This window comes from uncultured Arthrobacter sp., assembly GCF_902805515.1.
Classification (GTDB): Bacteria; Actinomycetota; Actinomycetes; order Actinomycetales; family Micrococcaceae; genus Arthrobacter_D.
In genome coordinates this window covers 1-26,067 of record NZ_CADCTE010000166.1, presented here as the reverse complement: position 1 = coordinate 26,067, position 26,067 = coordinate 1, and the positions used below count along the sequence as shown (strand labels likewise).

General features: G+C 69.4%; 29 protein-coding genes and 4 tRNA genes. 12 read left to right on the top strand and 21 right to left on the bottom strand.

Translation table 11 applies throughout. From position 1 onward, the window contains the following. From QZX79_RS15430 to QZX79_RS15395, 8 genes are all read right to left on the bottom strand, one after another. The coding region (locus QZX79_RS15430) for a thiolase family protein (RefSeq protein ID WP_294569605.1) at window positions 1–1,131 on the bottom strand (1,131 nt) is incomplete at its 3' end. An 82-nt stretch (window positions 1,132–1,213) separates the two neighbouring features. Continuing rightward, on the bottom strand, window positions 1,214–2,563 hold the full coding sequence (locus tag QZX79_RS15425; RefSeq protein WP_294569603.1) for an HRDC domain-containing protein: 1,350 nt from the start codon (window positions 2,561–2,563) through the stop codon (window positions 1,214–1,216). A 33-nt stretch (window positions 2,564–2,596) separates the two neighbouring features. Next, window positions 2,597–3,232, bottom strand: a complete 636-nt coding sequence (locus tag QZX79_RS15420; protein ID WP_294569601.1) for a DUF3000 domain-containing protein — start codon at window positions 3,230–3,232, stop codon at window positions 2,597–2,599. An 83-nt stretch (window positions 3,233–3,315) separates the two neighbouring features. Then, window positions 3,316–4,386 (bottom strand): low specificity L-threonine aldolase, encoded by a 1,071-nt coding sequence (locus QZX79_RS15415; protein WP_120165400.1) that lies wholly within the window; start codon window positions 4,384–4,386, stop codon window positions 3,316–3,318. A gap of 24 nt (window positions 4,387–4,410) precedes the next feature. Further along, window positions 4,411–5,163 carry an SDR family oxidoreductase gene (locus QZX79_RS15410; protein ID WP_294569597.1) on the bottom strand — a complete coding sequence of 251 codons (753 nt, stop codon included), beginning with the start codon at window positions 5,161–5,163 and terminating at the stop codon, window positions 4,411–4,413. Continuing rightward, window positions 5,160–6,527 (bottom strand): DUF6421 family protein, encoded by a 1,368-nt coding sequence (locus QZX79_RS15405; protein WP_294569595.1) that lies wholly within the window; start codon window positions 6,525–6,527, stop codon window positions 5,160–5,162. Before QZX79_RS15405 ends, QZX79_RS15410 begins: the two co-directional genes overlap by 4 nt. A gap of 226 nt (window positions 6,528–6,753) precedes the next feature. Next, window positions 6,754–7,179 carry a peptide-methionine (R)-S-oxide reductase MsrB gene (msrB, locus tag QZX79_RS15400; RefSeq protein ID WP_120165402.1) on the bottom strand — a complete coding sequence of 142 codons (426 nt, stop codon included), beginning with the start codon at window positions 7,177–7,179 and terminating at the stop codon, window positions 6,754–6,756. Window positions 7,180–7,193: 14 nt separating this feature from the next. After that, a complete protein-coding gene (locus QZX79_RS15395) occupies window positions 7,194–7,682 on the bottom strand; it encodes a hypothetical protein (RefSeq protein WP_294569593.1) in 489 nt (162 codons plus the stop codon). Window positions 7,683–7,844: 162 nt separating this feature from the next. Here QZX79_RS15395 and QZX79_RS15390 point away from each other — a divergent pair, with 162 nt between their 5' ends. Further along, window positions 7,845–9,128 (top strand): S9 family peptidase, encoded by a 1,284-nt coding sequence (locus QZX79_RS15390; protein WP_294569591.1) that lies wholly within the window; start codon window positions 7,845–7,847, stop codon window positions 9,126–9,128. Here the strand turns inward: QZX79_RS15390 and QZX79_RS15385 are convergent. Both QZX79_RS15385 and QZX79_RS15380 read right to left on the bottom strand, forming a co-directional pair. Next, window positions 9,097–9,537, bottom strand: a complete 441-nt coding sequence (locus QZX79_RS15385; RefSeq protein WP_294569589.1) for a SufE family protein — start codon at window positions 9,535–9,537, stop codon at window positions 9,097–9,099. The two genes, QZX79_RS15390 and QZX79_RS15385, sit on opposite strands and share 32 nt — an antisense overlap. Then, window positions 9,534–10,451, bottom strand: coding sequence for a sulfurtransferase (locus tag QZX79_RS15380; protein WP_294569587.1), 918 nt, complete (start codon window positions 10,449–10,451; stop codon window positions 9,534–9,536). The genes QZX79_RS15385 and QZX79_RS15380 overlap by 4 nt, the downstream gene beginning before the upstream one ends. 164 nt (window positions 10,452–10,615) lie before the next feature. Between QZX79_RS15380 and zapE the strand changes: the two genes are divergently transcribed. After that, entirely contained in the window at window positions 10,616–11,650 is a 1,035-nt protein-coding gene (gene zapE / locus QZX79_RS15375) for a cell division protein ZapE (RefSeq protein WP_294569584.1), read from the top strand. Window positions 11,651–11,733: 83 nt separating this feature from the next. Here the strand turns inward: zapE and QZX79_RS15370 are convergent, their stop codons facing one another. The 9 genes from QZX79_RS15370 to QZX79_RS15335 form a co-directional block, all read right to left on the bottom strand. Further along, window positions 11,734–11,991: an antitoxin gene (locus tag QZX79_RS15370; protein WP_294569582.1), complete on the bottom strand. Its 258-nt coding sequence runs from the start codon at window positions 11,989–11,991 to the stop codon at window positions 11,734–11,736. 430 nt (window positions 11,992–12,421) lie between these two features. Then, window positions 12,422–12,498, bottom strand: a tRNA-Gly gene (locus QZX79_RS15365). A gap of 248 nt (window positions 12,499–12,746) precedes the next feature. After that, window positions 12,747–13,469 (bottom strand): hypothetical protein, encoded by a 723-nt coding sequence (locus QZX79_RS15360; RefSeq protein WP_294569580.1) that lies wholly within the window; start codon window positions 13,467–13,469, stop codon window positions 12,747–12,749. 22 nt (window positions 13,470–13,491) lie between these two features. After that, window positions 13,492–13,749 carry a hypothetical protein gene (locus tag QZX79_RS18620; RefSeq protein ID WP_366485045.1) on the bottom strand — a complete coding sequence of 86 codons (258 nt, stop codon included), beginning with the start codon at window positions 13,747–13,749 and terminating at the stop codon, window positions 13,492–13,494. Window positions 13,750–13,887: 138 nt separating this feature from the next. Further along, window positions 13,888–14,637 (bottom strand): enoyl-CoA hydratase/isomerase family protein, encoded by a 750-nt coding sequence (locus QZX79_RS18615; RefSeq protein ID WP_366485042.1) that lies wholly within the window; start codon window positions 14,635–14,637, stop codon window positions 13,888–13,890. Beyond that, entirely contained in the window at window positions 14,558–15,265 is a 708-nt protein-coding gene (locus tag QZX79_RS15350; protein WP_294569575.1) for an SDR family NAD(P)-dependent oxidoreductase, read from the bottom strand. The genes QZX79_RS18615 and QZX79_RS15350 overlap by 80 nt, the downstream gene beginning before the upstream one ends. Window positions 15,266–15,597: 332 nt before the next feature. Next, a tRNA-Val gene (locus QZX79_RS15345) sits at window positions 15,598–15,669 on the bottom strand. Between the two features lie 26 nt (window positions 15,670–15,695). Beyond that, window positions 15,696–15,769 (bottom strand) — tRNA-Cys (locus QZX79_RS15340). A gap of 50 nt (window positions 15,770–15,819) precedes the next feature. After that, window positions 15,820–15,893 (bottom strand) — tRNA-Gly (locus tag QZX79_RS15335). Between the two features lie 162 nt (window positions 15,894–16,055). On the opposite strand from QZX79_RS15335, the gene QZX79_RS15330 reads away from it, so the two are divergent. From QZX79_RS15330 to rpe, 5 genes are all read left to right on the top strand, one after another. Continuing rightward, window positions 16,056–17,012, top strand: a complete 957-nt coding sequence (locus QZX79_RS15330; protein ID WP_294569572.1) for a cytochrome — start codon at window positions 16,056–16,058, stop codon at window positions 17,010–17,012. 299 nt (window positions 17,013–17,311) lie between these two features. Next, window positions 17,312–17,917 carry a peptide deformylase gene (gene def / locus QZX79_RS15325; protein WP_294569570.1) on the top strand — a complete coding sequence of 202 codons (606 nt, stop codon included), beginning with the start codon at window positions 17,312–17,314 and terminating at the stop codon, window positions 17,915–17,917. Window positions 17,918–17,922: 5 nt separating this feature from the next. Beyond that, window positions 17,923–18,882, top strand: coding sequence for a methionyl-tRNA formyltransferase (locus QZX79_RS15320; RefSeq protein ID WP_294569609.1), 960 nt, complete (start codon window positions 17,923–17,925; stop codon window positions 18,880–18,882). Next, window positions 18,875–20,443, top strand: coding sequence for an RsmB/NOP family class I SAM-dependent RNA methyltransferase (locus tag QZX79_RS15315; RefSeq protein WP_294569568.1), 1,569 nt, complete (start codon window positions 18,875–18,877; stop codon window positions 20,441–20,443). Before QZX79_RS15320 ends, QZX79_RS15315 begins: the two co-directional genes overlap by 8 nt. A 56-nt stretch (window positions 20,444–20,499) precedes the next feature. Further along, on the top strand, window positions 20,500–21,171 hold the full coding sequence (gene rpe / locus QZX79_RS15310) for a ribulose-phosphate 3-epimerase (protein WP_294569566.1): 672 nt from the start codon (window positions 20,500–20,502) through the stop codon (window positions 21,169–21,171). Between the two features lie 151 nt (window positions 21,172–21,322). Here rpe and QZX79_RS15305 read toward each other — a convergent pair whose 3' ends face one another. After that, window positions 21,323–21,979 carry an acVLRF1 family peptidyl-tRNA hydrolase gene (locus QZX79_RS15305; RefSeq protein ID WP_294569564.1) on the bottom strand — a complete coding sequence of 219 codons (657 nt, stop codon included), beginning with the start codon at window positions 21,977–21,979 and terminating at the stop codon, window positions 21,323–21,325. 62 nt (window positions 21,980–22,041) lie between these two features. On the opposite strand from QZX79_RS15305, the gene QZX79_RS15300 reads away from it, so the two are divergent. Beyond that, window positions 22,042–23,445 carry a replication-associated recombination protein A gene (locus QZX79_RS15300; RefSeq protein ID WP_294569562.1) on the top strand — a complete coding sequence of 468 codons (1,404 nt, stop codon included), beginning with the start codon at window positions 22,042–22,044 and terminating at the stop codon, window positions 23,443–23,445. Between the two features lie 37 nt (window positions 23,446–23,482). Here the strand turns inward: QZX79_RS15300 and QZX79_RS15295 are convergent, their stop codons facing one another. Then, window positions 23,483–24,064 carry a GNAT family N-acetyltransferase gene (locus QZX79_RS15295; RefSeq protein ID WP_294569560.1) on the bottom strand — a complete coding sequence of 194 codons (582 nt, stop codon included), beginning with the start codon at window positions 24,062–24,064 and terminating at the stop codon, window positions 23,483–23,485. A gap of 302 nt (window positions 24,065–24,366) precedes the next feature. On the opposite strand from QZX79_RS15295, the gene rpsD reads away from it, so the two are divergent. The 4 genes from rpsD to QZX79_RS15275 form a co-directional block, all read left to right on the top strand. Then, window positions 24,367–24,993, top strand: a complete 627-nt coding sequence (gene rpsD, locus QZX79_RS15290; protein ID WP_294569557.1) for a 30S ribosomal protein S4 — start codon at window positions 24,367–24,369, stop codon at window positions 24,991–24,993. A 144-nt stretch (window positions 24,994–25,137) separates the two neighbouring features. Continuing rightward, window positions 25,138–25,512 (top strand): DUF948 domain-containing protein, encoded by a 375-nt coding sequence (locus tag QZX79_RS15285; RefSeq protein ID WP_294569555.1) that lies wholly within the window; start codon window positions 25,138–25,140, stop codon window positions 25,510–25,512. Window positions 25,513–25,579: 67 nt separating this feature from the next. Then, on the top strand, window positions 25,580–25,840 hold the full coding sequence (locus QZX79_RS15280) for a DUF6167 family protein (RefSeq protein WP_294569553.1): 261 nt from the start codon (window positions 25,580–25,582) through the stop codon (window positions 25,838–25,840). 88 nt (window positions 25,841–25,928) lie between these two features. Beyond that, window positions 25,929–26,067 (top strand): alanine--tRNA ligase-related protein (locus QZX79_RS15275; RefSeq protein ID WP_294569607.1); only part of this gene is annotated, 139 nt, incomplete at its 3' end.

The window sequence follows — 26,067 nt, the reverse complement described above, 5'->3', positions numbered from 1 at the left end:
CTGCCGGGACAGCTGCGTCATGAGCCGGACGCCGGAGGAGGCCAGCGGGTGGCCGACGGCGATGGCGCCGCCCCACGGGTTGACCCGCTCGTCGTCGTCGGCGATGCCGAAGTGGTCGAGGAAGGCCAGCACCTGGACGGCGAAGGCCTCGTTCAGCTCGAACAGGCCGATGTCCTCGATGGTCAGGCCGGTCGACGCCAGCGCCTTGAGGGTCGAGGGGATCGGGCCCACGCCCATCACCTCGGGCTCCACGCCGGCGAAGCCGTAGCCGACCAGCCGCATGCCCACGTGCAGGCCGAGGGACACCGCGACGTCCTCGGCGGCCAGCAGGCAGCCGGTGGCGCCGTCGTTGAGGCCCGCGGCGTTGCCGGCGGTGACGTGCCCGTGCGGGCGGAACGGCGTCTTCAGCGTGGCCAGGCCCTCGGTCGTGGTGTTCGGCCGCGGCGGCTCGTCGACGGTGGCCAGGCCCCAGCCGGCCTCGGCCGAGCGGGTGGCGACCGGCACCAGGTCCGGCCCGATCTGGCCGTTCGCGACGGCCTTGGCGTACTTCTGCTGGCTGGCGACGGCGAAGGCGTCGCAGCGCTCCTTGGTCAGGTGCGGGAACCGGTCGTGCAGGTTCTCCGCCGTCGAGCCCATGACCAGCGCGGAGGTCTCGACGATCCGCTCCGACACGAACCGCGGGTTGGGGTCGACGCCCTCGCCCATCGGGTGGTGGCCCATGTGCTCGACGCCGCCGGCGATGGCGACGTCGTAGGCGCCGAAGGCGATGCCGGAGGCCGTGGTGGTCACGGCGGTCAGGGCGCCGGCGCACATCCGGTCGATGGCGAAACCCGGCACGGTGCGGGGGAGCCCGGCGAGCAGGGCGGCGGTGCGGCCGATGGTGAGGCCCTGGTCCCCGGTCTGGGTGGTGGCGGCAATCGCGACGTCGTCGATCCGCTCGGGGGGCAGGGAGGGATTGCGGCGCAGCAGGTCGCGGATGCACTTGACCACCAGGTCGTCGGCCCGCATCCCGGCATAGATCCCCTTGTCGCCGGCCTTGCCGAACGGGGTCCGTACGCCGTCGACGAAGACGACGTCCCGCACGCTGCGGGCAGCGGCACGGGCGGGGGTGGTTGCTGCTGGTTGGCTCACACTGTGCTCCTCTTTGAGATGTTGATCCGACCTCATGTTACTCAGCAGTAACTTAGCGGTGCAAGCGGAGCCTGGACCTTCGCTACCCTGCGGCCTCCACCGGGCCCGCCTCGGCCGGTGCCTTCGGCGTCGAGGCCTTGACGGGAAGCGGGTCCGGGTCCAGGAAGGCCACGGTGATGACCGCCGCGACGCGGTCGATCTGCCAGGGCCGGGCCCCCAGTTCCGCAAGCGCGGCGCTGATGCTTTCCAGGGTGATCTCGGCGGGCGGACGCCAGGCGATCCGGCGCAGGAAGTCCGGCGTCAGGAGGTTTTCCACCGGCATGTCGAGCTTCTCGGCCTGCGCCGCGATCCGCGGGCGGGCGGTGAGGAGCCGGGCGGCCGCCTCGGGATCCTTCTCGGCCCAGACGCGCGGCGGCGGGGGAGTGTTGCTGGAGATGTGAAGGGGCGGCAGGTCCTTGGCCCGGCGGGCCTCGTTGATGCACCGCATCCAGCGGGGCGCTTCCTTCTGGGCGGCGCGGCCGTGGAAGCCCTTGGTGGACAGCAGCTGCGGCACCGTGGCGGGCATCGCCTTGGCCGCGGCGACGATTGCGGAATCCGGGATCAGCCGGCCCGGTGCGACGTCGCGCCGCTGGGCCAGTTCCTCGCGTTCGGTCCATATCCGCCGGACCGCCTCGAGCTGGCGGCGGTCGCGGATCTGGTGGAGCCCGGACGTGCGGCGCCAGGGGTCGGTCTTGGGCTCGGCCGGCGGAGTCGAGCGGATGTGCTCGAACTCCTCCTCGGCGATCTCAAGCTTCCCCTGCCCGTCCAGCAGTGCGGCGAGCTTGCCGCGCAGTTCGCTGAGCACCTCGACGTCGAGGGCGGCGTACCGGAGCCACGGTTCGGGCAGCGGGCGGGTGGACCAGTCGGCCGCTGAGTGTTCCTTGGCGAGGGTGAAGCTCAGCTGGGACTCGATCACCGCGGCAAGCCCGACGCGCGGGAGCCCTGCGAGCCGAGCGGCCAGTTCGGTGTCGAAGAGGCGGTCAGGCCACATGCCGAGGTCCGAGAGGCAGGGCAGGTCCTGGCTGGCGGCGTGAAGGATCCACTCGACGCCCTCGAGGGCGTCGTCGATGATCTTCAGGTCTCCGAAGGGCTCCGGGTCGATGAGCCAGGTGCCGGCACCCTCCCTGCGGATCTGTACGAGGAAGGCCCGCTGGCCGTACCGGAAGCCGGAAGCGCGCTCGGCGTCCACGGCGGCCGGCCCGGTGCCCGCGGCCAGGGCGGCGGCGGCCCGCTCGAGCCCGGCGGGGGTGTCGATGACGAAGGGAACGCCGTCGCGCGGTTCCGTCAGCAGCGGCAGGTGCCCGGCCTCAGGTTCCGTGCCATTCTCGGGCGTCTCGGTGGGCGGGGCGGCGTCGGCGGGCAGGTCCCGCCGATCGGAATTCTCGGAGCTCATGGTTGTTCCAGTCTATCGGTCGGCCGGACGGGCCTAGCTGCGCCGGTGCGGCAGGGACAGGACGCCCTCGGGGAGGGGCGGCAGCCCCGCGAAGGTGCACACCATGTCGGACCACGCCTCGAGGTGCCGTCGGATTTCCGCGCTGTCCGGCGTCCAGGAGGCCCGCAGTTCGATGTCGATGGTGTCCGGCCGGTCCTCGAGCGTCCCGTAGCTCTCCGAGAGGATGCGGGTCGCGGTCCCGCCGGCGTTGGAATGGGCGGCTCCGTGGTTCTCGAGCGCTTCCGCGAGCCAGGTCCAGGCCACCGAGCCGAGCAGGGTGTCGTTACCCATGTCCGGTTCGAGCTGGGCACGGATGTAGGTGACCACGCGGAATTTTCCGTCCCACACGGCCGAGCCCTGCGGGTCATAGAGCAGGATGAACCGCCCGGTGGCGAGCTCCACCGGTTCCTGCGGGAGCAGCTCCGCGCCAGCGGGCCCGTGGACCGGGCGCCGCGCGGGCTGGGCCGGCTGGTACACCTCCGCGCCGAGCGCGACCGCGAACGGTGCAAGGCGCGAAGGTGCAGGAATCTCCTCGAGGCGCAGCTCGGTGCGGCAGCGGGCCTCCTTGAGACCGGCAAGAGCCGTTCGGAATTCGTCGGGTGCCTGCGACAGGCCGCCAAGTGCGCTCACCCCCGCAGGCTATGCCAGAATCTGCGGCGTGTCGCGGGAGGACTCGCGGGGGTTACCTTTTCGTAACCATAGGCAATGAGCGCCTACGCGCCGACTTCGCGCGCGATGGCCGCCGCGAACGCGTCGACGTCCTCCTCGGTGGTGTCGAAGGAGCACATCCACCGCACCTCGCCGGTCGCCTGATCCCAGTCATAGAAGCGGAACTGCTTCCGGATGCGGTCGGCGGCGGCCGGGTCGAGGATGGCGAACACGGCGTTCGCCCGGGTCTCCTGGGTGAGCCGGACGCCGTCGATGCCGCGCACCGCCTCGGTCAGCCGTGCGGCCATGGCGTTCGCGTGGGACGCCGAGCGCAGCCACAGGCCGTCTTCAAGCAGGGCGATGAGCTGGGCCGAGACAAAGCGCATCTTCGAGGCGAGCTGCATGTTCATCTTGCGCAGGTATTCGAGCCCGGTCGACGCGGCGGGGTTCAGGACGACGACGCATTCGCCGAACATCAGCCCGTTCTTGGTGCCGCCGAAGGAGAGGATGTCCACGCCGGCGTCGCGGGTGAAGGCCCGCAGCGGCAGGCCCAGCGCCGCGGCGGCGTTGGCCAGCCGCGCGCCGTCCATGTGCAGGTGCATCCCGCGGGCGTGGCAGTGGTCGGCGATGGCCCGGATCTCCTCGACCGTGTAGAGCGTGCCGAGTTCGGTGGTCTGGGTGATCGAGACGGCCAGCGGCTGGGCCCGGTGGGCGTCCCCCCAGCCCCAGGCCTCGCGGTCGATCAGCTCGGGGGTGAGCTTGCCGTCCGGGGTGGGAACCGTCAGGAGCTTGAAGCCGCCGACGCGCTCGGGCGCCCCGTTCTCGTCGACATTGATGTGAGCGGTGGCCGCGCAGATGACGGCTCCCCAGCGGGGCAGCATCGACTGGAGCGACAGGACGTTCGCGCCGGTGCCGTTGAACACGGGGAAGGCCTCGATGCCCTCGCCGAAGTGCTCCTCGAGCAGTTCCTTGAGCCGGGCGGTGTAGACGTCGTCGCCGTAGGCCACCTGGTGGCCGCCGTTGGCCGCCGCGATGGCGGCGAGCACCTCGGGGTGGATCCCCGAGTAGTTGTCGGAGGCGAAGCCGCGCTCGTTGATGTCGTGCAGCGGGCGGAAGGTCGAAAGAGTCTCAGTCACTGTCCCATTATCCCCTAGCGGCGCTCAGCCGTCGGTCTTGGCCAGCAGGTCTGCCGGTGGAGTGCGCTGCCCGTTGATGTCCGCGGCGGGCGCGTCGAAAAGTGCGGCGGCGGCCCGGGCGAGGTCGTCGACGTGGGTGTAGCCCGGGAAACGCCGCTCCGGGTGGGCCTCGCGCAGAGCGTCGTCGAGCAGGGCCTTGACGACCAGCGCGGTCGACGCGGCCGCGGAGCCGTCGCGGGTGAAGCCGTCGGCGACGGCGCGCAGCCAGGTTTCCACCGAGGCCTTCACCGCGGCGTAGGAGGCGCTGCCCGCGGTGGGGGAGTCGACGGCGGTGGCCGAGACGGCGGCGAGCCGGCCCCGGGGGGAGCGTGCCAGCTGGTCGTAGAAGGCGCGGCTCGTGTTGAACAGGGTGCGGAAGACCGAGTCGTGAAGGAAGGCGTAGTCCTCGTCCGACTGGGTGGTGATGCCCTTGGCGCCGCGCCAGCCGCCGACCAGGTGGATCAGCCCGTCGGCGCCGCCGGTGTCGGCCTCGACCGCGGCCGCGAGGGCCTTCACGGCGGCGGCGTCGGTCAGGTCGCACACGCGGGTGTCGACGCCGTCCAGATGTCCGAGGGCATCCTGCAGCCGGCCGGCATCGGAGCCGACGGCGATCACCCGCGCGCCGCGGCCGCTGAGCTCCCGGGCCACGGCCACGCCCGAGGCGCTGGTTGCCCCGGCCACGACGACCGTGAGGCCGTCGGGCGCGGGTGCGCCCGCCGGCGAAACGGCGTCCGTCACGCCGAGGCTCCGGTGATTCCGGCCGTCGACTCGATGACCGGCTTCATCTTGCGGTCGAGGGCTTCGAAGAACATCGACAGCGGGAACTCGTCGTCGAGCACGGCGTCGGTCAGGCCGCGCGGCGGGCCGCTGAGCGGAAGGGCATCGGGCCCCTTCGCCCAGACCGACGCCGGGTGGGGCGTGACGGTCTTGGAGACCAGCTCGTAGGCGGCGAGCCAGTGCGCGGTCTTGGGGCGGTCGATCGAGCGCCAGTACAGCTGCTCGATCTCCTCGCCCAGGGCCACGACGATGTCGGCCACTTCGTCCCAGTCGATGGTGAGCTTGGTGTCGGTCCAGTGGAGGACGCGGTGCTGGTGCATCCAGGCGAAGAGCAGCTGCCCCCCGAGGCCGTCGTAGTTGCGCACGCGGGAGCCGGTGATGGCGAAGCGGAAGATCCGGTCGAAGATCACCGCGTACTGCACCAGGCGGGCGTGGCGGCGGGTCTCGGGCGAGGCCTCCTCGTCCTTGGCAATGCGTACCGATTCGCGGAACGCGGTCAGGTCGCAGCGCAGCTCCTCGAGGGAGTACAGGAAGAAGGGCATGCGCTGCTTGATCATGAACGGGTCGAACGGCAGGTCGCCGCGCATGTGGGTGCGGTCGTGGATCAGGTCCCACATCACGAAGGTTTCCTCGGCCAGCTTCTGGTCGGTCAGGAGTTCGCGGGCCTCCGCGGGCAGGTCGAGGCGGGTGATGTCGGCGGCGGCCTCCACCACGCGGCGGAATCGGGCGGCCTCACGGTCGGCGAAGATCGCGCCCCAGGTGAAGGTGGGGGTTTCGCGGACGGCGACAGTCTCGGGGAAGAGGACGGCGGAGTTGGTGTTGTAGCCCTCGGTGAAGTCGATGAAGCGGATCGGCACGAACAGCCCGTTGGAGTAGTCGCCGGCCTCGAGGTCGGCGATGAACTCCGGCCAGATCACTTCGATCAGCACGGCCTCCACGAGGCGGTTGCTGCTGCCGTTCTGGGTGTACATGGGGAAGAGGACCAGGTGTGCCAGGCCGTCAACGCGGTGCTGCTGCGGCTGGAAGGCCAGCAGTGAGTCCAGGAAGTCGGGGACGCCGAAGCCGGACTCCGCCCAGGCCGACAGGTCCTTCACCAGGGCGGTGAGGTAGGCGGCGTCGTGCGGGAAGGCGGGGGCGAGTTCGGTGACCGCCTCGACGATCGTGGTGTTGAGCTCGGCGGCCTTCGGGCGGTCGGCGGGTTCGGGGACCGATCCGTCCTTGACCTGCAGCTGCTGCAGGGCGCCGGCCGCCGCCTTGAGGCGGAGCCAGGCGGGGTGCTCCGCAAGGGTGGTGGAGCCGAGCGGTGAGGATGCCAGAGTGGTCATGGATGCCTGCTTTCGGAGCGGGCCCCGACGGGCGGGGCGGTGGATCGGATGCTGAGGCGAGCCTAGCAACAAAAAAGCATTGCTTACGCGAAACTATCCGTCCAATTAGAGACTCTTACGCTGGCGGCAGGCCCCCGTGGCCCGAGACCAAGAGGACCTGCGGCTGCCCGCACAAGGCGGCAGCCGCAGGTCCTCTTAGCTGTTTCCGGTGGCTGAGCCTTCCGGATTACTCGGTGGGAACGAGCTTCATGGAGATGGAGTTGATGCAGTACCGCTGGTCGGTCGGGGTGGAGAAACCTTCGCCCTCGAAGACGTGGCCCAGGTGCGAATCGCACCGGGCGCAGCGCACCTCAATGCGTTCCATGCCAAGGGTCCGGTCGTGGATGTAGCGGACCTTGTCCTCGGCAAGCGGGGCCCAGAAGGACGGCCAGCCGCACTGGGAGTCAAACTTCTCGTTGCTGGTGAAGAGTTCCTGGCCGCAGGCCCGGCACTGGTAGACCCCGGCGGTGTAGGAATCGGTGTATTCCCCGGTCCACGGGCGCTCGGTCCCGGCCTTCCGCAGCACCTGGAACTCCTCGGGGGTAAGTTCCTGGCGCCACTCGTCATCGGTCTTGAAGATTTCGGGCTGAGCGGCGTTTTCTGATGTCGTCATACCTTTGGCAACGATTATGAGTCGCCAATAAATCCCGAGCCGGAATAAAGGTGCAGCACAGGGATCCCCAGGTGGCTCTGCGCGCGGTTGGCCCAGTCGGTGTGGAGGGTGTCCGCCACGGCGTGCGGGCGGGTGATCACCACGGCCTGCGCTGCGCCCTCGTCGGCCGCGGCCCGCACGAATTCCTCGACGGCGTTGTCCCCGACCGTGTAGCCCCGCGCCCTCAAACCCGACGCCCCCGCGGTCCGCAGGGAAGCCTCCAGCGCGTCGTCGGCCGTATGCTCCGGCCGGTGGCCGGAATCACTGCCCGCAACATCCCGGAACGCCTGGGCGAACTCGAGCATGCTCAGGTGGTGGAAGAACTCGCCGAGCATGCTCTTGTTCCGGTCCGCCGGAACGAGAATGATGAATTCGGCGTCCTCCTCGCCCTGCAGTGTCCTCAGGTTCGCCACATCCGCGTCCTGCAGGGCTTCCTCGGTCAGCACCAGAATGGTTTGAGTCATACCGCCAACAGTAGACCCGGCCCGCCGGGTGCGGGAGGACAGCAGTATGGACGCCTGCCCGGCGCTGCCCGTCGGCCCACCGGCGGCGGTGTGCGCAGGGGCCGGACGCACCGGCTGCGACGAAATTGCCCGCTGGACGCCGGAACGGGTGAGAATGGCCGTATGGCATTCCCACCAGCATCACAGGCCACCGCCTCCGCCCCCGCCCCCTGGGTGAAGTGGACGGCGTTCGGGATTGGCGTGGGTGCGCTGCTGACGTCCTCGGCGGCCACGGCCGCATCGGCGCTCGCAGCGTACTTCGCGCGCCGGGTCGTGACCCCGGCCCGCACGCGCGAGGAGAACCTGGAGATCCTCGCCGTCACCGGTGCCGGGCAGAACCAGCGGGTGATCCTGCCGGCCAACGAGGACACCACGGTCGAGGGCACCTACAGCCTCTACTTCAACAGGGGGGCCGGCCACGCCCGGATCGGCGCCATCCGCTCCTACAGCCCCCGTGAGGGAACCGTTGAGCGGGACGTCGAGGAGGTGTACGCGGGGGACCTGCGCACCGCCCGGCGCGGTTGGTGGAGCGGGAGCGTCTACCCGGCGCCGTCGGGCCTGGGGTTCGCCGACGAGGAGGTCCAGGTGCCGGTGGACGGCGGGTCGGCGCCGGCGTGGCTGATCCGCGCGGAGTCGCCGGCCGACACCTGGGCGATCATGATCCACGGCAGGGGCGCCCAGCGTACCGAGGCCCTGCGGGCGGTGCGCACCGCCCGCAGCGTCGGCCTGACCAGCCTCGTCATCTCCTACCGGAACGACGGCGACGCGCCGTTCGCCCCCGACGGGCGCTACGGCCTCGGCGCGACCGAGTGGCGCGACGTCGAGGCGGCCATCGACTACGCCATCGCCTCCGGCGCCCAGGAGGTGGTCCTCTTCGGCTGGTCGATGGGAGGCGCCATCGCCCTGCAGACCGCCGATCTCTCCCGCCACCGCCGCCGCATCGGCGCGCTGGTGCTCGACGGCCCGGTGGTGAACTGGATCGAGGTGCTCGCCTACCACGCCCAGCTGAACCGGATTCCGGCTCCGGTGGGCCGGCTGGGCCAGTGGCTGCTGGCCAACGACGCCGCCAAGCGCATCACCGGCCTGGCCGCGCCCCTCGACCTCAAGAGTATGGACTGGATCTCACGGGCGGAGCAGCTGACCATCCCCACCCTCATCCTGCACAGCGAGGACGACGAGTTCGTTCCGGTCGCGCCCTCGGCCGAACTCGCCGAACGGAACCCGGCCTTCGTCACCTTCGAGCGGTTCCACCGGGCTCGCCACACCAAGGAGTGGAACGTCGATCCGGCACGCTGGGAGGAGACGGTCTCACGCTGGCTGGACCGGGTACTGCACCAGCGCACCCTGCCCGGCGGCAGGCACCCGGGAGCGGAGCCTAGGCCGCAGTCGCCCGAATCTGACGCTTGATCCGTCCGAGCATCGCACTCATGCCGCGCATGCGCAGCGGCGTGATGGCCCTGGTCAGGCCCAGCCGGTCCGGCACGTCGTCCGGGACCGCAAGGATTTCCTCGGCGGGCAGCCCGTCGAGGCCCTCCATGAGGACTCCGGCGAAACCGCGGGTCGTCGGAGCCTCCGGCGGAGCCGAGAAAAACAGGTTCACCCGGCGCTCAGGTGCTTCGCCCACCTCAAGGGTGAGGAACACCGGGCTCTGGCACTCGACGACCTGCTCGAGCAGTTCGGGATGCTCCCGGAGGCGCTCGGGCAGCTCCGGAAGCTCGCGGGAGAAATCGAGGAGCAGCTGAAGCCGGTCCGGCTCCGTCAGGTCCTGGAAGTCATCGATAATCTCGGCCAGCTGGGCCGGAAGAGCCGTGCTCATCGCCGGGCCTCCGCCGGACGGGCCGGAGCCTCGCCGCGTTCGGGGCCGCGGACGATCGGCACGCGCACCGCGTTGCCCCACTCGGTCCAGGACCCGTCGTAGTTGCGCACCCGGTCGAAGCCCAGCAGGTGGGTCAGGACGAACCACGTGTGGCTTGAGCGCTCTCCGATGCGGCAGTACGCCACGACGTCGTCGCCGTCGTTGAGGCCGGCCTCGCCGCGGTAGATGGCGTCGAGCTCCTCCCTGCTGCGGAAGGTGCCGTCCTCGGCGGCAGCGCGGCCCCACGGGATGGACGCCGCCGTGGGGATGTGGCCGCCGCGCATGGCTCCCTCCTCCGGGTAGGCGGGCATGTGCGTGCGGGCACCGGTGTATTCCTCGGGGGAGCGGACGTCGATGAGCGGGTTGCCGAAGTGCTCAAGCACGTCGCCGAGGTAGGCGCGCACGCGGGGGTCGTTCCGCTCGATGACCGGGTAGTCGCCGGGGCGGACCGTGGTGGCCTCCGTCGTGAGCGGGCGTCCCTCGGCGATCCACTTATCGCGTCCGCCGTCGAGCAGCCGGACGTCCTCGTGGCCGAACAGTTCGAAGACCCAGAGGGCGTAGGCGGCCCACCAGTTGCTCTTGTCGCCGTAGATGACCACCGTGGTGTCGCGGGAGATGCCCTTGGCGGACATCACGCGGGCGAAGGCCTCACCGTCGACGAGGTCGCGGCGCACCTCGTCATTGAGTTCGGTGTGCCAGTCGATCTTCACGGCCCCGGGGATGTGCCCGGTTTCGTACAGCAGGATGTCCTCGTCGGACTCGAGGACCACCAGCCCGTCCGTGCCGAGGTGGTCGGCGAGCCAGTCCGTCGAGACGAGCCGGCCGGGGTGGGCGTAGGCGGCGAACTTTTCGGACGAATCTGTTTTGAGCGGCATCAAATGGCTTTCTGGTGGGGGCGGCTTCTCTCTCTTAGCCTAACCACGCCCGGCGCGAATTGCTTCCGGCGCGTAGCAGTCCGGTGCCGTAATGTTGCCTGACGGGCGCGCCGTCGCGCTCCCCATCGCATCCTTCGGCCGGCAAGAGAAAGCACCCCAGATCTGTGGCATCCGTAGAGCACCTGACCGACCGCGCCCCGAAAGTCTCAGTCGACGAACTGCTCGACGGGTTCTACCCCTCGCCGCGCTTCAAGGACGTATCGTTCTCCAGCTACCGGCCCGACCCCTCACAGCCCTCGCAGTCGGCAGCCGTGAAGGGGCTGCGGGCGTTCGCCGCGACCGTTGACGAGCCCGAGCCCAGCGGACTGCGGAAGCTCTTCGGCGCACGGAAGGCGCCCTCCCGCGCGGGGATCTACCTCGACGGCGGCTTCGGCGTCGGAAAGACCCACCTGCTCGCCTCCCTCTGGCATGCGACGCAGGGGCCCAAAGCCTTCGGCACCTTCGTCGAATACACGAACCTGTGCGGTGTGCTTTCCTTCCGCAAGACCGTCGAGTCCCTCAGCGGCTACAACCTGGTCTGCATTGACGAATTCGAACTTGACGATCCCGGTGACACGGTGATGATGTCCCGGCTGATGCGCGAACTCGCCGACGCCGGCGTGAAGCTGGCCGCCACCTCCAATACGCTGCCCGGGTCCCTCGGGGAGGGCCGGTTCGCGGCGGTCGACTTCCAGCGGGAGATCCAGGTGCTCGCCGACCAGTTCGACGTGCTGCGCATCGACGGCGAGGACTACCGCCACCGCGGGCTGCCGCAGCCGCCGGCGCCCCTGAGCGAATCCGGCCTGCGCGACCACGTCCGGGACTACTCGGGCAACGGCGGGGTGCTGGCCGAGGATGACTTCGGCGACCTCATCCACCACCTCGCCGGCGTGCACCCCAGCAAGTACCGGCAGCTGCTCGACGGAGTGGAAGCCGTGGCATGGCACCGCGTATCGACGATTACCGAGCAGTCAGTGGCCCTGCGGTTCGTGGTGCTGGCCGACCGACTCTACGACCGGGACGTGCCGATCTTCGCCAGCGGTGTGCCCTTCGATCAGCTGTTCACCGATGAGATGATGCACGGCGGGTACATGAAGAAGTATTACCGGGCAGTCTCCCGGCTCACGGCGCTGGCCCGGCAGGGCGGTTCCGGAGCGTAGCCTGCGGGCCGAAGCCGGGCCCGGCTTAAACAAAAGCGCCGGTTCCGCCTCACGGCGGGACCGGCGCTTCCTTTTTGCGGTACTTAAAGCGATGAGGCCGGAGGAGGTGTAGGTCCGGTCGTGCCGCCGCGCTGCTCGCGTTCGATCTTGTCGACCATCGCTGAAGCCTTGGACTGCACCCCGCGGATGCGCCCGGAGTACTTGCCGCCGGTCCTGCCGTCGACAATGCTGCCGGCCTTGCCGATACCGGCCTTGACCTTCTCCGAGTTGGCGCCGATCAGTCCGGTCGCCTTGTCCTTCAACCCACCGGCCTTGCCTTTGAGCCCGTCAAAAACAGACACAGGCACCTCCTTTCCTACCCGGGAACCTGGTGTTCCCTTCGTCACAATCGTAGTGCAGATTGCGGGGATACGTCCGGGGGAGGGGTGGCCGCTCCGCTGAGGGTTCCGTCGCCGTCGAGTGTGCAGGTCACCACGCTTTGGGCGGGCCATAACGTGGTGAGCTGCAGTTTCGCGGGGAGGTAATGGGGGGGGGTCGAGCGTGGAGCCTGGGGCTGACTCGGTCGAGTGTGCAGGTCATCACGCTTTGGGTGGGACACGTGGTGGGCTGCAGTTTCGCGGGGAGGGGTGCCGGGAGGCGCGGTGAGAGCGGCAGGCAGTGGCCGACGTCGAATGCGCTGTGGTCGCAGCCGAGTGTGCAGGTCACCACGGTTTGAGTGGAACATATAGTGGTTTGCTGCGGTTTCGCCGCGGAGGGAGTGCCGGAAAGCGATGGAGCGGACGACGGGATTCGAACCCGCGACATCCACCTTGGCAAGGTGGTGCTCTAGCCAGCTGAGCTACGTCCGCAAGGGGGCGTCCCTGCGCGGGAGCCCGGTTGAGTTGGTGCTGGTCCTGCAGTTCGTCGGCGGAAGGGTGTTCACGCTTTTCCGAAAGCTGATCGAACCAGTGGCTCAACAATATCGCGCCGTGAGGGGGGAGCCAAATCCACGGCCGGCCAGCCGGAAACCGCTGAACAGCGCCGGCGGGCGTTGGAGAGGCCGTGGATCACAGGGTGTGCCGGAGGGGAGCGGTGCTGCTCCCCTCCGGCAGGAGCATTACGCGATCGTGATGTCGCTCAGGTCGATCTCGATCAGAACCCAGGACAGATCGGGGGTCCGGTTATCGTTGCGGATGTGGATGTGCCGCTTCGTGGGGATGATGAATCCGTCGACCTCGGCCTCCCCGCGGATGTAGTGGGCACCGGGTTCGTTGCCGTTGACCTCCGGCTGATAGTCCATGCGGCGCAGGTGCCCTGCCGCGTCGAAGTAGTACAGCTGGGTGGTGTTGTGGGTGTCGATCGAGGAAGGGAAGGTGACGCTGAGTACGCGCCAGGTCTCGCCGTTCTCGGTCCAGGGCTCCACTTCCTGAGTCTCGACGCCCGGCCAGGTGAAGATGTAGGGCTCGACGAGGTAGTGCCAGGTGGCGTAGCTGCGGAAGTAGTACATCTGAGCGAGGGTCCACTGCGTTTCGAAGGTGTAGCCCTCGAAGCTGGCGCGGGGGTTGGTCAGTTCCTCGATGAGCGTGCCGTCGGCGGCGGTCACCGTCACGCGGTCTGACTTCTTGTCGTATTCGATGACGCGGCCGGTGCCCTCCTGCGTGTGGCGGGTGCGCTGCTCCTGCAGGCTCGCCTCGACGAGGTCGGTGCCGACGACGTCGGGCTGTCCCTTGAATTCCCAGAACGGGCCGCCGTAGGCGATGCGGGCGGTGAAGGTGTTGAGGTTCTTCCAGCGGTCAAGGCCACCGTTGGCTTCAAGGACCTGCTCAAGTAGTGTCGCCATCCAAATACTCCTTTAGGACTAATCAGTTCTGTTTCAATATCAACTTCTGGAGCCGGCGGATAATTCCCCGCCAGTGGGCCGGATCACCTTTCGTGTCCCGGCCACGAAAGGTGATCGGGCCGCCTTCGCGTCGTTCCTCCAGCGGTTCTCCGACACGACGTCCGAGGTCCAGTTCGACCCCGCCGGCCTGCTGCAGGCCCCGGGCGAACAAACTGCGGATCAGCGGCTGGCTTCCGGGCCGGCCCGCCGTCGCGAAAAATGCCTGAAGGTCCGGCGCCAAGTCCTGGTCCTCAGGCAGCGTCGCTTCATCGACGAGCGCCTTCGTCTTGGACAGGGCTGTCCTGTCGAACCCGGCGATCCGGCGGGCGAACGCATCGACCTCGGCCTCGATCGTCGCATCGCTGATGATCCGGTTGACTTAGCCGTAAGCGGCGGCGTCCGCGGCATTGATGTCATCTGCTCCGAGGAGGATCTCGAGCGCCCGGCCGCGCCCGATGAGGTGTCCGAGCCGCGCCATGGGGCCGCCCCCCGGCACGGCGCCGATACCCACTTCGAAATGGCCAAGAACCGCGTGTTCCGACGCAAACCGCATGTCGGTCGCCAGGACGAACTCGCTGCCGGCTCCGCGGGCGCGTCCGCGGATGACGGAGATGGTTGCCACGGGGAGCCTGCTGAGACGGACGAAATTGTCGAGGTACGGGTGAAGGCCAGTCGGTCCCGGCGCCATGTTCGCCACCCTGGTCTTGTCGCTGAGGAGATCCCAATGCGCCATGAAGAAATCCGGGTTGTCGCTGCGGAAGACGATCACCCGAAGTTCGGGATCCCGCTCGGCGGAGGTGAGCAGAAGGGCGAGCTCATCGATCGAATCCGGGTCGAAGAGGTTGACCGGACCGTTGGCGAAGGTGCCCGCCAGTAGGACGGAGAGACGGGGTCGACGGTGAACTGTTTCGTCGTCATGGGCGGACGCTGGCTCCTTGGCTCCGCGGAATGGCTTCCAGATTAGTTGCGGCCTCGCGGGTGGGCAGGAGACCGCTCGAGATCGTTGTCGCCCGGGATGGGGGCGGCGGATGTGCCGCCCCCGGCCGGTGCTAGTTTCCTGCGCTTTGTCCGCCGTCGACGTGAAGGAACTCGCCGGTGACGAACTGGGCCTGCTCAAGGTAGAGCACACCGTGTACGACGTCGTCGATGGTTCCCATCCGGCCGACCGGGTGGAGCGCTCCGTAGGTGGCATGCGTCTCCTCGGCGTGCAGCGGGGTCTTGATGATGCCGGGGGAGACTGCGTTCACGCGCACCCCGCGGGCCGCGTACTCGATCGCGAGCGACTTCACGACTGAGGCGAGGCCGCCCTTGGTCAGTGAAGCGAGGGCGGACGGGACGTTCGAGTTCGCGTTTTCAACCAGGGTGGTGGTGATGTTCACGACGTGCCCCGAGCCCCGCTCGACCATGTTCGCCATTGCCTTCTGGCTGATGTGAAAGAAGCCGCCGAGGTTCACGCGCAGGGCGTTGTCGTAGTCCTCCTGGGTGTACTCCGCAAACGGCTTCGCGATGAAGATGCCCGCGTTGTTCACGAGCGTGTCCACACGGCCGAACCGCTCAACGGCCGTGGCGATGACGCGCTCGGCAACCTCGGGGTCCGAGATGTCTCCGGCAACGGTGGCAAGGTCGAAGTCTTCGGAGGGGGCGATGGAACGGGAGTTCGCGACAACCGCATACCCAAGCTTGCGGTAGCCGTCGACGAGGCCCGCGCCGATGCCCTGCGATGCGCCGGTAATGACAGCAACTTTACGTGTTTCCATGGTTTCAATTCCTTTAGTAGACAGTCGGTCAACTACCGACCCGTACAGTTATAGCCGACCAGTCATTTATTGGCAACCCCCATGAGAAGAACCCGGAGTCGGACTCCGGCTTCGAGCGGGGAGTGCGGAAGGGCGAGGATACGGAACGGCAGGATGTCCTGGCCGCCCGGCGGCGCAGTAGAGCGCATCCGGCGGCCTCTTTCGGTAGCAACGAAGCTGCGGAACGTACCGCGCAGGTGCTCAGGGGTGTTTTCCATCACGTCGACATCGGGAGTCCGTGGAGCGTGCCTTATAAAACAAAAGACCCCCGGTTTCCCGGGGGTCTTTCTCGGTGGGCGATACTGGGATCGAACCAGTGACCTCTTCCGTGTCAGGGAAGCGCGCTACCGCTGCGCCAATCGCCCAATTTCCTGCTCTGCAATTCACCTACTGGAGGTGGGGACGGGATTCGAACCCGCGTGCACGGCTTTGCAGGCCGCTGCCTAGCCACTCGGCCACCCCACCGCTATCCAACTAACAGACAGCCGGATGAACCGGCCATGCAGTGACTTGCGAGCGGACGACGGGATTCGAACCCGCGACATCCACCTTGGCAAGGTGGTGCTCTAGCCAGCTGAGCTACGTCCGCAGAAAGAAAATTTTGAACACCGAAACCCTTGAGTTCCTCGTGTTTTTCTGTTTTCCAACGAGAAAAAACTCTATAGGACTATTCGAGGTTCGTCCAATCGGGCGCGTCTTCGGGCCAACGGCGCGGCGCGGGAGTGTCACCGGAGGATGACAGACTTAACCCATGACTGAACCGCTGCTCGCCCACTCCACTCCCTACGGACGGATGTATGCGAGGTCGACGTCGGACCAGCCCACCGTCCCGTCGATCACGACCGTCATTGCCCAGGCGCCGTCGTCCCTCGGCGGCTGGTTCGGGCACATGGCGGCGAACGCCCTGGCTGCCGATCCGCGCCTTCCCGGATCGCTGGGCAAACCTGCCGAGCTGAAGCAGGCCGTCCGGGACGCCTCGCAGGCTGCCGAGCGGTACCGTGACGACGCCGCGCTCCGGGGCACCCGGGTGCACAACTACTGCGAGCAGGTGGCCCTGCGTGCCCTCGGCCGGCCCCACAAGCTCGACGCCGCGCGCCTCGCCCTCGTGGAGAACGGGGAGGAGGGGTTCGCGGCCCGTTTCGACGAGTGGTGGGAACTTTACGATGTCCGGCCTATCGCCCCGGAACTGACCGTCTGGAATCAGGAACTCGGGTACGCCGGTACCCTCGATCTGGTGGCCACCATTGGAGGCCGGCTGTGCCTCATCGACTACAAAACCAAGAACACCGACCGTGACGGCTTCGTCAAGGGGCTCGATGACAAGGTCGTCATGCAGCTGGTCGCGGGCATGAAGGCCCAGGAAAGCCTCGTTGATCCCCATCAGGGCGAATGGGAACCGTGGAAGTACGGCGAGCAGCCACTCCTCCTCGGTGTTGCCATCGGCCAGACGGAGGTCCGAGCCCTCCGGGCCAATCCCGAGGTGTTGAAGGAGCACTGGTTCCGATTCTGCGCGCTGCGCCGTGCCTGGGAGGCCGGCCGAAACGCCGAAACGGCCGGGCGGGCGCTGCTTCCCATCGGCCCGCCGCCTCCCCGCGCCGCGGCCGGGGCGTCGTCAGCAGCTTCGGCGGGGGCTCCGGCCACTGGTGCGGACGGCCCGGGCCCGGCCGCACCCGCTCCTGAAGCTCCGTCCTCCGTCGCGGCCGGCTGACGGTCTCCGCGGTTCCCGGGCTGGCTCCCGCCTTGCTCAGCGGCAGGCCGCGGGCAGGACATAGGCACTGCCCTGACGCGCCCGGCACTCCCGCAGCGCAGCGGCGCCGTCGGCACCCGGACGCGCCCGGCGCTCCCGCAGTGCAACGGCTCCGGGGACGGCAGGGCGGCGCGGCGTTCTAGAATGGCTCGAGGGCTTGTCCTGATGGGTCCGAGCCCTCCGCGCACGCCGCAGACCCCCGCAGCGCCCACCCGGGCATCCGCCCGCCGCGCCCAACCAGGTGAAGGAATCCGAACCGAATGGCTGTACTGAGTATCAGGATCATCGGTGACCCGATCCTGCGCACCCCTGCCGCGACGGTGACGAACTTCGGCCCCGAGCTCGAAAAGCTGGTTGCGGATATGACCGAGACGATGCTCGACGTGCAGGGCGTCGGCCTCGCTGCGCCACAGATCGGTGTGGGCCTTTCGGTCTTCACCTACAGCATCGACGGTTTCGAGGGCCACGTCGTCAACCCGGTGCTCGAGGTCGGGGAGACCCTGCAGCAGGACGGCGCCGTCGAAGGCTGCCTCTCCGTCCCGGGGCTCGGGAACTTCCTTGAACGAGCCGAATGGGCGAGGGTCCGTGGACAGGATGTGCACGGGGAGCCGGTCGAAGTCGAAGGCACCGGCATGCTGGCGCGGTGCCTGCAGCACGAGACGGACCACCTGCGCGGAACGCTCTACATCGACAGACTCCGGGGCGAGGAGAAGAAGGTTGCCATGCGCGCCATCCGCAGCGCCGACTACAACAGCGTGGCCGGCCAGACGGCGGCACAGCGGGCCAAGACCCTCGGGTCGAGCTTCATCAGCGCATCGGCCGCCGGGCCTGCGGCCGCACCGGGGCGTGCGGAGAATCCGGGATGACGGCTGTGAGGATCCTGTTCGCCGGCACTCCGGCCGTCGCCGTCCCCTCCCTTAACGCGCTGTCGGACGCGGGCTTCGACATCGCCGCGGTGCTCACCCGCGTCGATGCCCCCGTCGGGCGGAAGAGAACCCTGGCCCCGAGCCCCGTGGCCGCCCGGGCGGAGGAGCTGGGGCTGCCCCTGATCAAGGCCAACCGGTTCACTGACGAGGTGGTCGAGCAGCTGGCCGCGCTTGACCTCGACGCCGCGGCAATCGTCGCCTACGGAGGGCTTGTGCCGCCGCGGGCGCTCGAGCTTCCCCGGCATGGCTGGATCAACCTCCACTTCTCGCTGCTGCCGGCCTGGCGCGGTGCCGCACCGGTGCAGCACGCCGTACTTTCGGGTGACGACATCACCGGGGCGTCGACCTTCCGCCTCGAACGCGGACTCGACACCGGCCCCGTGTTTGGAACCGTGACCGAAGCGCTGGCACCGTCCGACACCAGCGGCGAGGTCCTGAACCGACTTGCGGACAGCGGCGCCGTCCTGCTTTCGCAGACGCTGACGGCGCTCGGGCAGGGTGCGGTCGAGGCGGTTCCGCAGCAGGGGGACGTCAGCCTCGCCCCCAAGCTCTCGATCGATGACGCCCGGATCGACTGGACGCAGCCGGCCGTCGCCGTCCGGCGGCGGATCAATGCCGTGACCCCCGAGCCGGGCGCCTGGACGCTCCTCGCGGGCCAGCGCGTGAAGATCGCACCGGTCCGCCCGGCGTCCGAACTCCGGCCGGCGCGGCCGGACACCGGGGCCGGCGATCCGGTGGACCTTGCCCCCGGCCGGGTTGAGCTCCGGGACGGCGGCGTGCAGGTCGGCACCGGGTCGGAGCCGGTGGTGCTCGGCCGCCTGCAGCCCGCCGGAAAGACAATGATGGACGCCCGTGACTGGGCGAGGGGCGCCCTGGCGCGCGGAGAGTTGGTTTTCGATGTCTGATACCCCAGGAGCGGGTCAGCGGCCGGGCCAGCGCCCGCGCCGTAATGAAAAGGGCAGGGAGCGGAACCGTTCGGGGGAGCGCAAGTTCTCCCAGGCCGCGCCCTCCCAGCGGACCCGGAAGGCCGACCCGGCGCGCCTTGTCGCGTTCGAGGTGCTTCGGGCGGTGGCTGCGGAGGACGCCTATGCGAACCTCGTCCTGCCGGTGAGCATCCGCAAGCATCGACTCGACCGGCGAGACGCAGGGTTCGCGACGGAACTGGCGTACGGAGCCCTGCGCGGGCAGGGAACCTATGATGCGGTGCTGGCCCGCTGCGTCGACCGTCCCCTGGCGCAGCTCGATCCGGCCGTGCTCGACGCGCTGCGCATCGGTGCCCACCAGCTCCTCGGAATGCGCGTGCCCGCCCATGCGGCGCTCGATCAGACGGTCGGCCTGGTCCGTGCCGTGATCGGCGCCGGTCCCGCTTCCCTCGTCAACGCCGTGCTGCGCAAGGTGGCCGCCCGCGACCTCGCCTCCTGGGTCGGTGAACTGACCGCCGGCCAGACCGACGGCGTCAAGATCGCCTCCCTGACTCACAGCCACCCGGAGTGGATCGTGCGGGCCATGCGGCAGTCACTGGTCGCCCACGGACGCACCGTCGAGGAGATCGATGAGCTGCTCGAGGCCGACAACGCCGCGCCCGTAGTGAACCTCGTGGCGCTTCCCGGCCTGGGCTCCCTCGACGAAGCCCTGGCCGAGGGCGCCGAACCGGGCCGCCTGGCCGAAGGGTCCGCCTACTTCGCAGGAGGCGACGTCGGACGGCTGGCCGGGGTGCGGGAAGGCACGCTCCGCGTGCAGGACGCCGGCTCACAGCTGGTCGCCCGCGCCCTCGCTGCCGTCGACCTGCTTCCCGCCGGACCGGAGAACGGCGCCGGGGCCGGCTCCGGTCCGGGTCCCGACGCCGGATCCGAGCGCTGGCTCGACCTGTGCGCCGGACCCGGAGGCAAGTCGGCGCTCCTCGCCGCGCTGGGCCGCTCGGTGCCCGCGACCCTTGTCGCCAACGAGCCGGTGCCGCACCGCGCACAGCTCGTCCGTCAGGCCCTGCGTCCGGTCGACGGCGGGACGTGGACGGTGCGCGTCGGCGACGGCAGGGAGGTTGGGCAGGAGGAACCGGAAAGCTATGACCGGGTCCTGGTCGACGCGCCCTGCACCGGGCTCGGGGCCCTGCGGCGCCGCCCCGAGGCCCGGTGGCGGCGCAAGCCTGCGGACCTCGTGGAGCTTGCCCCGCTGCAGCGCGGCCTGCTTGAGTCCGCGCTCGAGGCGGTGCGCCCCGGCGGCGTCGTCGCCTACGTGACCTGCTCGCCGCATCATGCCGAAACCCTCGCCGTCGTCGAGGACGCACTGCGCCGTCGGCCGGAGATGGAGCTGCTCGACTCCGGTGCGGCCCTCGACGCGGTCAGCATCGGCGGACCGTTGAACTCTGCCCGGCCGGCCGCGTCCGGGACGGGATCCACAGCGCAGCTGTGGCCGCACCTTCACGGCACCGACGCCATGTTCCTCGCCCTGATCCGCAAGCCCCTCTGACTTCCGTTCCGGGACGCAGCGCGCGCTCCCGCCACCTCCACCCGAAAAGGACACCTGTGGGAGCCTGCCGCATCAATCCGAGCATCCTTTCAGCCGACTTCGTGAACCTCGAGCGTGAACTCGGGCGCATCGTTGCGGCCGACGCCGTGCACGTGGACGTGATGGACAACCATTTCGTGCCCAACCTCACGCTGGGCCAGCCGGTGGTGAAGCGGATCCAGGAGGTCAGCGGGCTCCCGCTCGATGTCCACCTGATGATCGAGGACGCCGACCGGTGGGCCCCCGCGTACGCCGAGCTCGGTGCGGCGTCGGTGACCTTCCACGCCGAAGCCGCGGCCGCCCCGGTCCGCCTGGCCCGCGAGCTTCGCGCCGGCGGCGCCCAGGCCGGCATGGCGCTGCGGCCGGCCACGTCGGTCGAGCCCTACCTCGACATGCTGGGGGAGCTCGATCTGCTCCTGATCATGACCGTCGAGCCCGGGTTCGGCGGGCAGTCCTTCCTCGACCTGACCCTGCCCAAGATCCGGCGTGCGGCCGAGGCGGTCCGCGGCGGTTCGCTTCCCCTCGCGATCCAGGTCGACGGCGGCATCACCGAAGAGACCATCCTGCGCGCAGCGGAGGCAGGGGCCACGGTCTTCGTCGCGGGCTCCTCCGTCTACGGAGCGGAGGATCCCGGCCAGGCGATCGACCGCCTCCGCCGCGCGGCCGAAGCCGCGGCTGCCGGCCGGTAACCGACGCCGTCCGGTCCGGGCCGCCCTGCCGGTGGCCTGACTCGGCGGCCGCCATTACGGCCGGGTGCCCCTCGAGGCCCGTGCCCTCACCACTGGACCCGTTGCCGTCAGAAGACGTGCGGTGCCGGGTGTGGCTGCCGGGCGGACGGGCCTAACCCGCGGCCGCCTCCGGCGGGTCCGTGATGGTGATCCGCACCGACATCGCCTCCGCCGCCGCCCGCTGAAGCACGGCCAGGCGCGGATCGGGGACCGCGGTGAACGGCAGCCGGGGGAGGTGCGCGTACTGCGCAAGCGCCGGGTGGGCGAGCACTTCGAGGGCCAGGGTGCGGTCGCCGCCCAGCTGGACGCAGTCAATGGGGTGGGCCGAGAAGACCGCCGAAGCGTGTTCCGCCGCCGCCTGGACGAGCGAAGAGGCCTGATTGGCCCGGCGCCGCGCGAACCGCTGCTGCGACCAGCCGCCCGCGGCCGTGCGGGACTGGACATACCGGGTGCCCGTCTTGGAGGCGAGCAGCCTGCCGTGGCGGGCCACCCCCACCGAATAGCCGCCCCGGCGCACCAGGATGAGCGCCACGGCCCGCGGTTCCCCGGCGGCGGCGGTCAGTGCCTGAACCGAGGATGTGCCGGTCGCCTCCGGTGCCGGAGGAAGGGGTGGAACCAGGACGGCACGGCACCCGTTTGAAGCGTTCAGGGTCAGGGCTCCGCCGGGGGAGCCGGCGTCGACCGTGTATCCGCCGTTGCGCTGTGCGAAACGCTCCAACCAGCCGGCCAGGCGCTCACCCGAAACGAGGACGGTTCTCGGCTCTGCCATCGTGTCCTCCGCTCCGCCCCGGCCATCCGCCGGCGTCAGTGCTACACAGTAGCCTTGGCAGTGTGAATGATCTATTCAGCGCTGCCGCCGAAGATGAGGACGACGGCTTCCCCGGCGCTGCACCGCCGACCCTTACCGGTGCCGGTTCCCAGCGGCCGCGGAGCCCCCTGGCCGTGCGGATGCGTCCGCGCTCCCTCGATGAGGTGGTCGGCCAGCAGCACCTCCTTGGCCCCGGCTCGCCGCTGCGCACCCTGGCCGGCGACACCGCCTCCGGTGGGCCCGCCGGCCCGTCCTCGGTCGTGCTGTGGGGGCCGCCCGGAACCGGAAAGACGACCCTCGCGCACGTGGTGGCCCGCGGTCAGGGGCGGCAGTTCGTCGAGCTTTCGGCGATCACCGCCGGCGTGAAGGACGTGCGCCGCGTGATGGAAGAGGCCCTGACCGCGCGCGACCTCCACCGCCGGACCACCATCCTGTTCCTCGACGAGATCCACCGGTTCAACAAGGCCCAGCAGGACGCGCTGCTGCCCGGGGTCGAGAACCGGTGGGTCGTCCTGATCGCGGCCACCACCGAAAACCCCTCGTTTTCCGTCGTCGCTCCGCTGCTCTCCCGGTCGCTGCTGCAGACCCTCCGCCCGCTGACCGAGGCCGACATCGCCGGGCTGCTGCAGCGGGCGGTCGAAGACGAACGGGGCCTGGGCGGGACCGTCCGCCTGAGCGAGGAGGCCCTCGAACACCTGGTGCGCCTCGCCGCCGGCGACGCCCGCCGCGGGCTCACCGCCCTCGAAGCGGCGGCCGGCGTCGCCCAGTCGGCCGGCGACGGGCCGGGGCCGGTCGTGGTGGAACTCCAGCACGCCGAAAAGGCCCTCGACGTCGCGGCGCTGCGGTACGACCGGGCGGGCGATCAGCACTACGACGTCGCCAGCGCCTTCATCAAGTCGCTTCGGGGGTCCGATGTCGACGCGTCCCTCCACTACCTCGCCCGGATGCTCGAGGCGGGGGAGGACCCCCGCTTCGTCGCCCGCAGGATCATGATCTCGGCCTCCGAGGATGTGGGCATGGCCGATCCGACGGCGCTGCAGACAGCGGTGGCGGCGGCGCAGGCGGTGCAGCTCGTCGGTATGCCCGAGGCGAGGATCATCCTTGCCGAGGCCGTCGTCCACATCGCCACGGCGCCGAAGTCCAACGCGGCGTACAACGGCATCAATGCCGCCATCGCCGACGTGCGGGCCGGACGGGGCCAGGGCATTCCCGCCCACCTGCGCGATGCCCACTATCCCGGGGCCTCCCAGCTCGGCCACGGCAAGGGCTACGTCTACTCCCACGACGAACCGCACGGCATCGCCGCCCAGCAGTACGCGCCCGACGACCTAACGGGCCGGGACTACTACCTCCCCACCGACCGGGGGGCCGAACGGGACATCGGAACCCGCCTCGGCCGGCTGCGCAGGATCCTGCGGGGCCGGTAGGCCCGGTCCCCGGCGGAGGTTCCGCAGGGAGGCATGCTCAGGGCAGGGCGCGGCGCATCAGCACGCGCGGGAAGCCGTTGGAGACCGAGGTGGTGTCGGCGGCCTTCGTGAAGCCGGCCCGCTCGAACAGCGCCCGGGTGCCGACATAGGCCATCGTCGTGTCGACCTTCTGCCCGCCGTTGTCCACCGGGTAGCCCTCGACGGCGGGCGCCCCGTGGCCCCGGGCATGCTCCACGGCGCCCTGCAGCAGCGCCGCGGCAACGCCCTTGCCGCGGTGCCCGCCCCGGACCCGGAAGCACCACACGCTCCAGACCGGCAGGTCATCGAGGTGCGGGATTTTCGTGCTGTGCGCGAAGGAATGGAGGTCGGCCCGGGGTGCCACGCCGCACCAGCCCACCACCGTGTCGCCGTCGTAGGCCAGGATCCCGGGCGGGATGGTCCGGCCGCAGAGCTCCTCGACCATTGCTGTGCGCTGGCGGCCGGTCAGCTCCCGGTTCTCCCGGGACGGCAGCCGGTAGGTCAGGCACCAGCACACCGGAGAATCGGGGTTGCGGGGGCCCAGCAGCACCGCGACGTCCCCGAACCGGTCTCGAGTCGCCGGAAGGATCTCGTACTCCATGCCGGTACCCTAGCCGCCGGGGGGCCGGGGAACCATCGGGCGCCGGGCCGGCGGGGGAAGCGGCCGCTGACCGTCCCGTGGCCCTCGGACTGCTAGGATTGTGGGTTGACTGGCAAGTAGCGCCGTGCCCGTGCCCTTTCCCTCGAATTTCGAAGGCGGAGGAGCGTGCGCGGAGCTGACTGTAGTACCGGGAAGCGGCCAATCCCGGCTCTCCGCACAAGGAGGCCAGCAACACAGAGAAAGTGCCGTGCATCGAACCGATGCGCCAGGCTCTTTGCCGCAGAAACAGATGAAAGGTAAACGTGGCTAACAACACACGTGCCCGCCGGAAGGTCCGCATTTCGCGTGCCCTCGGCATTGCTTTGACCCCGAAGGCCGAGAAGTACCTCGAGCGTCGCCCGTACGCTCCCGGCCAGCACGGACGCGCCCGCCGCAAGCAGGACAGCGACTACGCCGTACGCCTGCGCGAAAAGCAGCGTCTGCGCGCCCAGTACGGTATCCGCGAAGCGCAGATGACCCGCGTCTTCGAAGAAGCCCGCCGCACCAAGGGGCTGACCGGTGAAAACCTCATCGAGCTCCTCGAAATGCGTCTGGACGCCCTCGTTCTGCGCTCCGGCTTCGCACGCACCATCGCGCAGGCCCGCCAGCTCGTCGTCCACCGCCACATCATGGTCGACGGCGCCCGCGTGGACCGCCCGTCGTTCCGTGTCGCCGAAGGCCAGCTCATCCACGTGCACAGCCGCAGCGAGACCATGGTCCCGCTTCAGGTTGCCGCCGCCGGTGCGCACCGCGACGTCCTGCCGACCGTCCCGGGCTACCTCGACGTTCAGCTCGACAAGCTCCAGGCCCGCCTGGTCCGCCGCCCCAAGCGCTCCGAGGTCCCCGTGACCTGCGAAGAGCAGCTCGTGGTGGAGTACTACGCCCGCTAGCACCGGTTCCGGCGGCAGGTCCGCCGGTCCGAGCTGACAGCCCGACCAATAGCCCGCGGCCCGTGCCGCGGGCTATTGAGTAGGGTACTGAAGTAGATCCTGCCGCCCGACGGGCGGTTTCATTGCGTCTAAAGGAGACCGTCCATGTCCGGTGGAGATATTGCCGGCCTCATTGCAGCCGGTGTGTTTGCCGTCCTGGTCGCATTGCTGGCTGTTCCCGTGCTGAAGCTCGGGAAGGTGTTTGACGAACTGCGGACCGCGATCCGCACCGTCACGGATGAGACGACCCCCCTGATCACCGAGGTGACAAGCACGGTCAGCACGACCCATCAGCAGCTGAAGAACGTCGACGGCATCACCTCGAATGTCTCCGACGCATCGGCCAATCTTTCGGCGCTGTCCTCCCTGGTGGCCGCGACGGTCGGCGCCCCGCTCATCAAGGTGGCCGCGTTCTCCTACGGAGTCCGTTCGGCCTTCGCCGGACGCCGCTCTCCGGCTGGACGCCGCCGCAGCCGCTGAGCTCCAGCTTCGGACCGGGACGGTCCGGAGAGCACCACCGCCGCCAGCACTCGATGAGGAGGAACCAATGATCAGAAGAGCCCTTTGGATGGCAGCCGGAGTTGCCATCGGTGTTATCGCAGTCCGCAAGGTCACCGCGGCGAAGTCCGCGCTCGGTCCGGCCGGGCTCAACCGCGCCGTCGGCCAGGCCTCCGACAGCGTGGCCGGTTTCGCGGATGCGCTGCGTTCCGGGATGCGTGAACGTGAGGCCGATCTGCGTGCAGCCCTCGGCGTCGACCCGCAGGACGCCGCAGCCCTCCCCGCAGCCACCGCCTCGGCGCGCCGCTAGCCGCCGCTCCAGGCTGCCTTCGCCGGCATCCGCCCGTTTCGAGGGCCCGTGCCGGTCCGAACCACCCGCCCGATGAGAAGGATCCCCCGTGAAGTCCCATGAGATCGCAAGCCGCTGGCTGAGCTACTTCGAGAAGAACGGGCACACAGTCGTGCCGTCGGCGTCGCTGGTTTCCAACGACCCCTCACTTCTCTTCACCGTGGCGGGCATGGTTCCCTTCATTCCCC

Bases quoted from the DNA above. Each gene is read 5' to 3' on its own strand.
- msrB (WP_120165402.1), bottom strand. From the start codon at position 7,179: ATGACGACATCAGAAAACGCCGCTCAGCCCGAAATCTTCAAGACCGAT.
- def (WP_294569570.1), top strand. From the start codon at position 17,312: ATGGCTGTACTGAGTATCAGGATCATCGGTGACCCGATCCTGCGCACC.
- QZX79_RS15390 (WP_294569591.1), top strand. From the start codon at position 7,845: ATGGCATTCCCACCAGCATCACAGGCCACCGCCTCCGCCCCCGCCCCC.
- QZX79_RS15405 (WP_294569595.1), bottom strand. From the start codon at position 6,527: ATGACCACTCTGGCATCCTCACCGCTCGGCTCCACCACCCTTGCGGAG.
- QZX79_RS15425 (WP_294569603.1), bottom strand. From the start codon at position 2,563: ATGAGCTCCGAGAATTCCGATCGGCGGGACCTGCCCGCCGACGCCGCC.
- QZX79_RS15280 (WP_294569553.1), top strand. From the start codon at position 25,580: ATGATCAGAAGAGCCCTTTGGATGGCAGCCGGAGTTGCCATCGGTGTT.
- QZX79_RS15385 (WP_294569589.1), bottom strand. From the start codon at position 9,537: ATGAGCACGGCTCTTCCGGCCCAGCTGGCCGAGATTATCGATGACTTC.
- QZX79_RS15315 (WP_294569568.1), top strand. From the start codon at position 18,875: ATGTCTGATACCCCAGGAGCGGGTCAGCGGCCGGGCCAGCGCCCGCGC.
- QZX79_RS15305 (WP_294569564.1), bottom strand. From the start codon at position 21,979: ATGGCAGAGCCGAGAACCGTCCTCGTTTCGGGTGAGCGCCTGGCCGGC.
- QZX79_RS15295 (WP_294569560.1), bottom strand. From the start codon at position 24,064: ATGGAGTACGAGATCCTTCCGGCGACTCGAGACCGGTTCGGGGACGTC.
- QZX79_RS15330 (WP_294569572.1), top strand. From the start codon at position 16,056: ATGACTGAACCGCTGCTCGCCCACTCCACTCCCTACGGACGGATGTAT.
- QZX79_RS15360 (WP_294569580.1), bottom strand. From the start codon at position 13,469: ATGGCGACACTACTTGAGCAGGTCCTTGAAGCCAACGGTGGCCTTGAC.
- QZX79_RS15395 (WP_294569593.1), bottom strand. From the start codon at position 7,682: ATGACTCAAACCATTCTGGTGCTGACCGAGGAAGCCCTGCAGGACGCG.
- QZX79_RS15350 (WP_294569575.1), bottom strand. From the start codon at position 15,265: ATGGAAACACGTAAAGTTGCTGTCATTACCGGCGCATCGCAGGGCATC.
- QZX79_RS15380 (WP_294569587.1), bottom strand. From the start codon at position 10,451: ATGCCGCTCAAAACAGATTCGTCCGAAAAGTTCGCCGCCTACGCCCAC.
- QZX79_RS15285 (WP_294569555.1), top strand. From the start codon at position 25,138: ATGTCCGGTGGAGATATTGCCGGCCTCATTGCAGCCGGTGTGTTTGCC.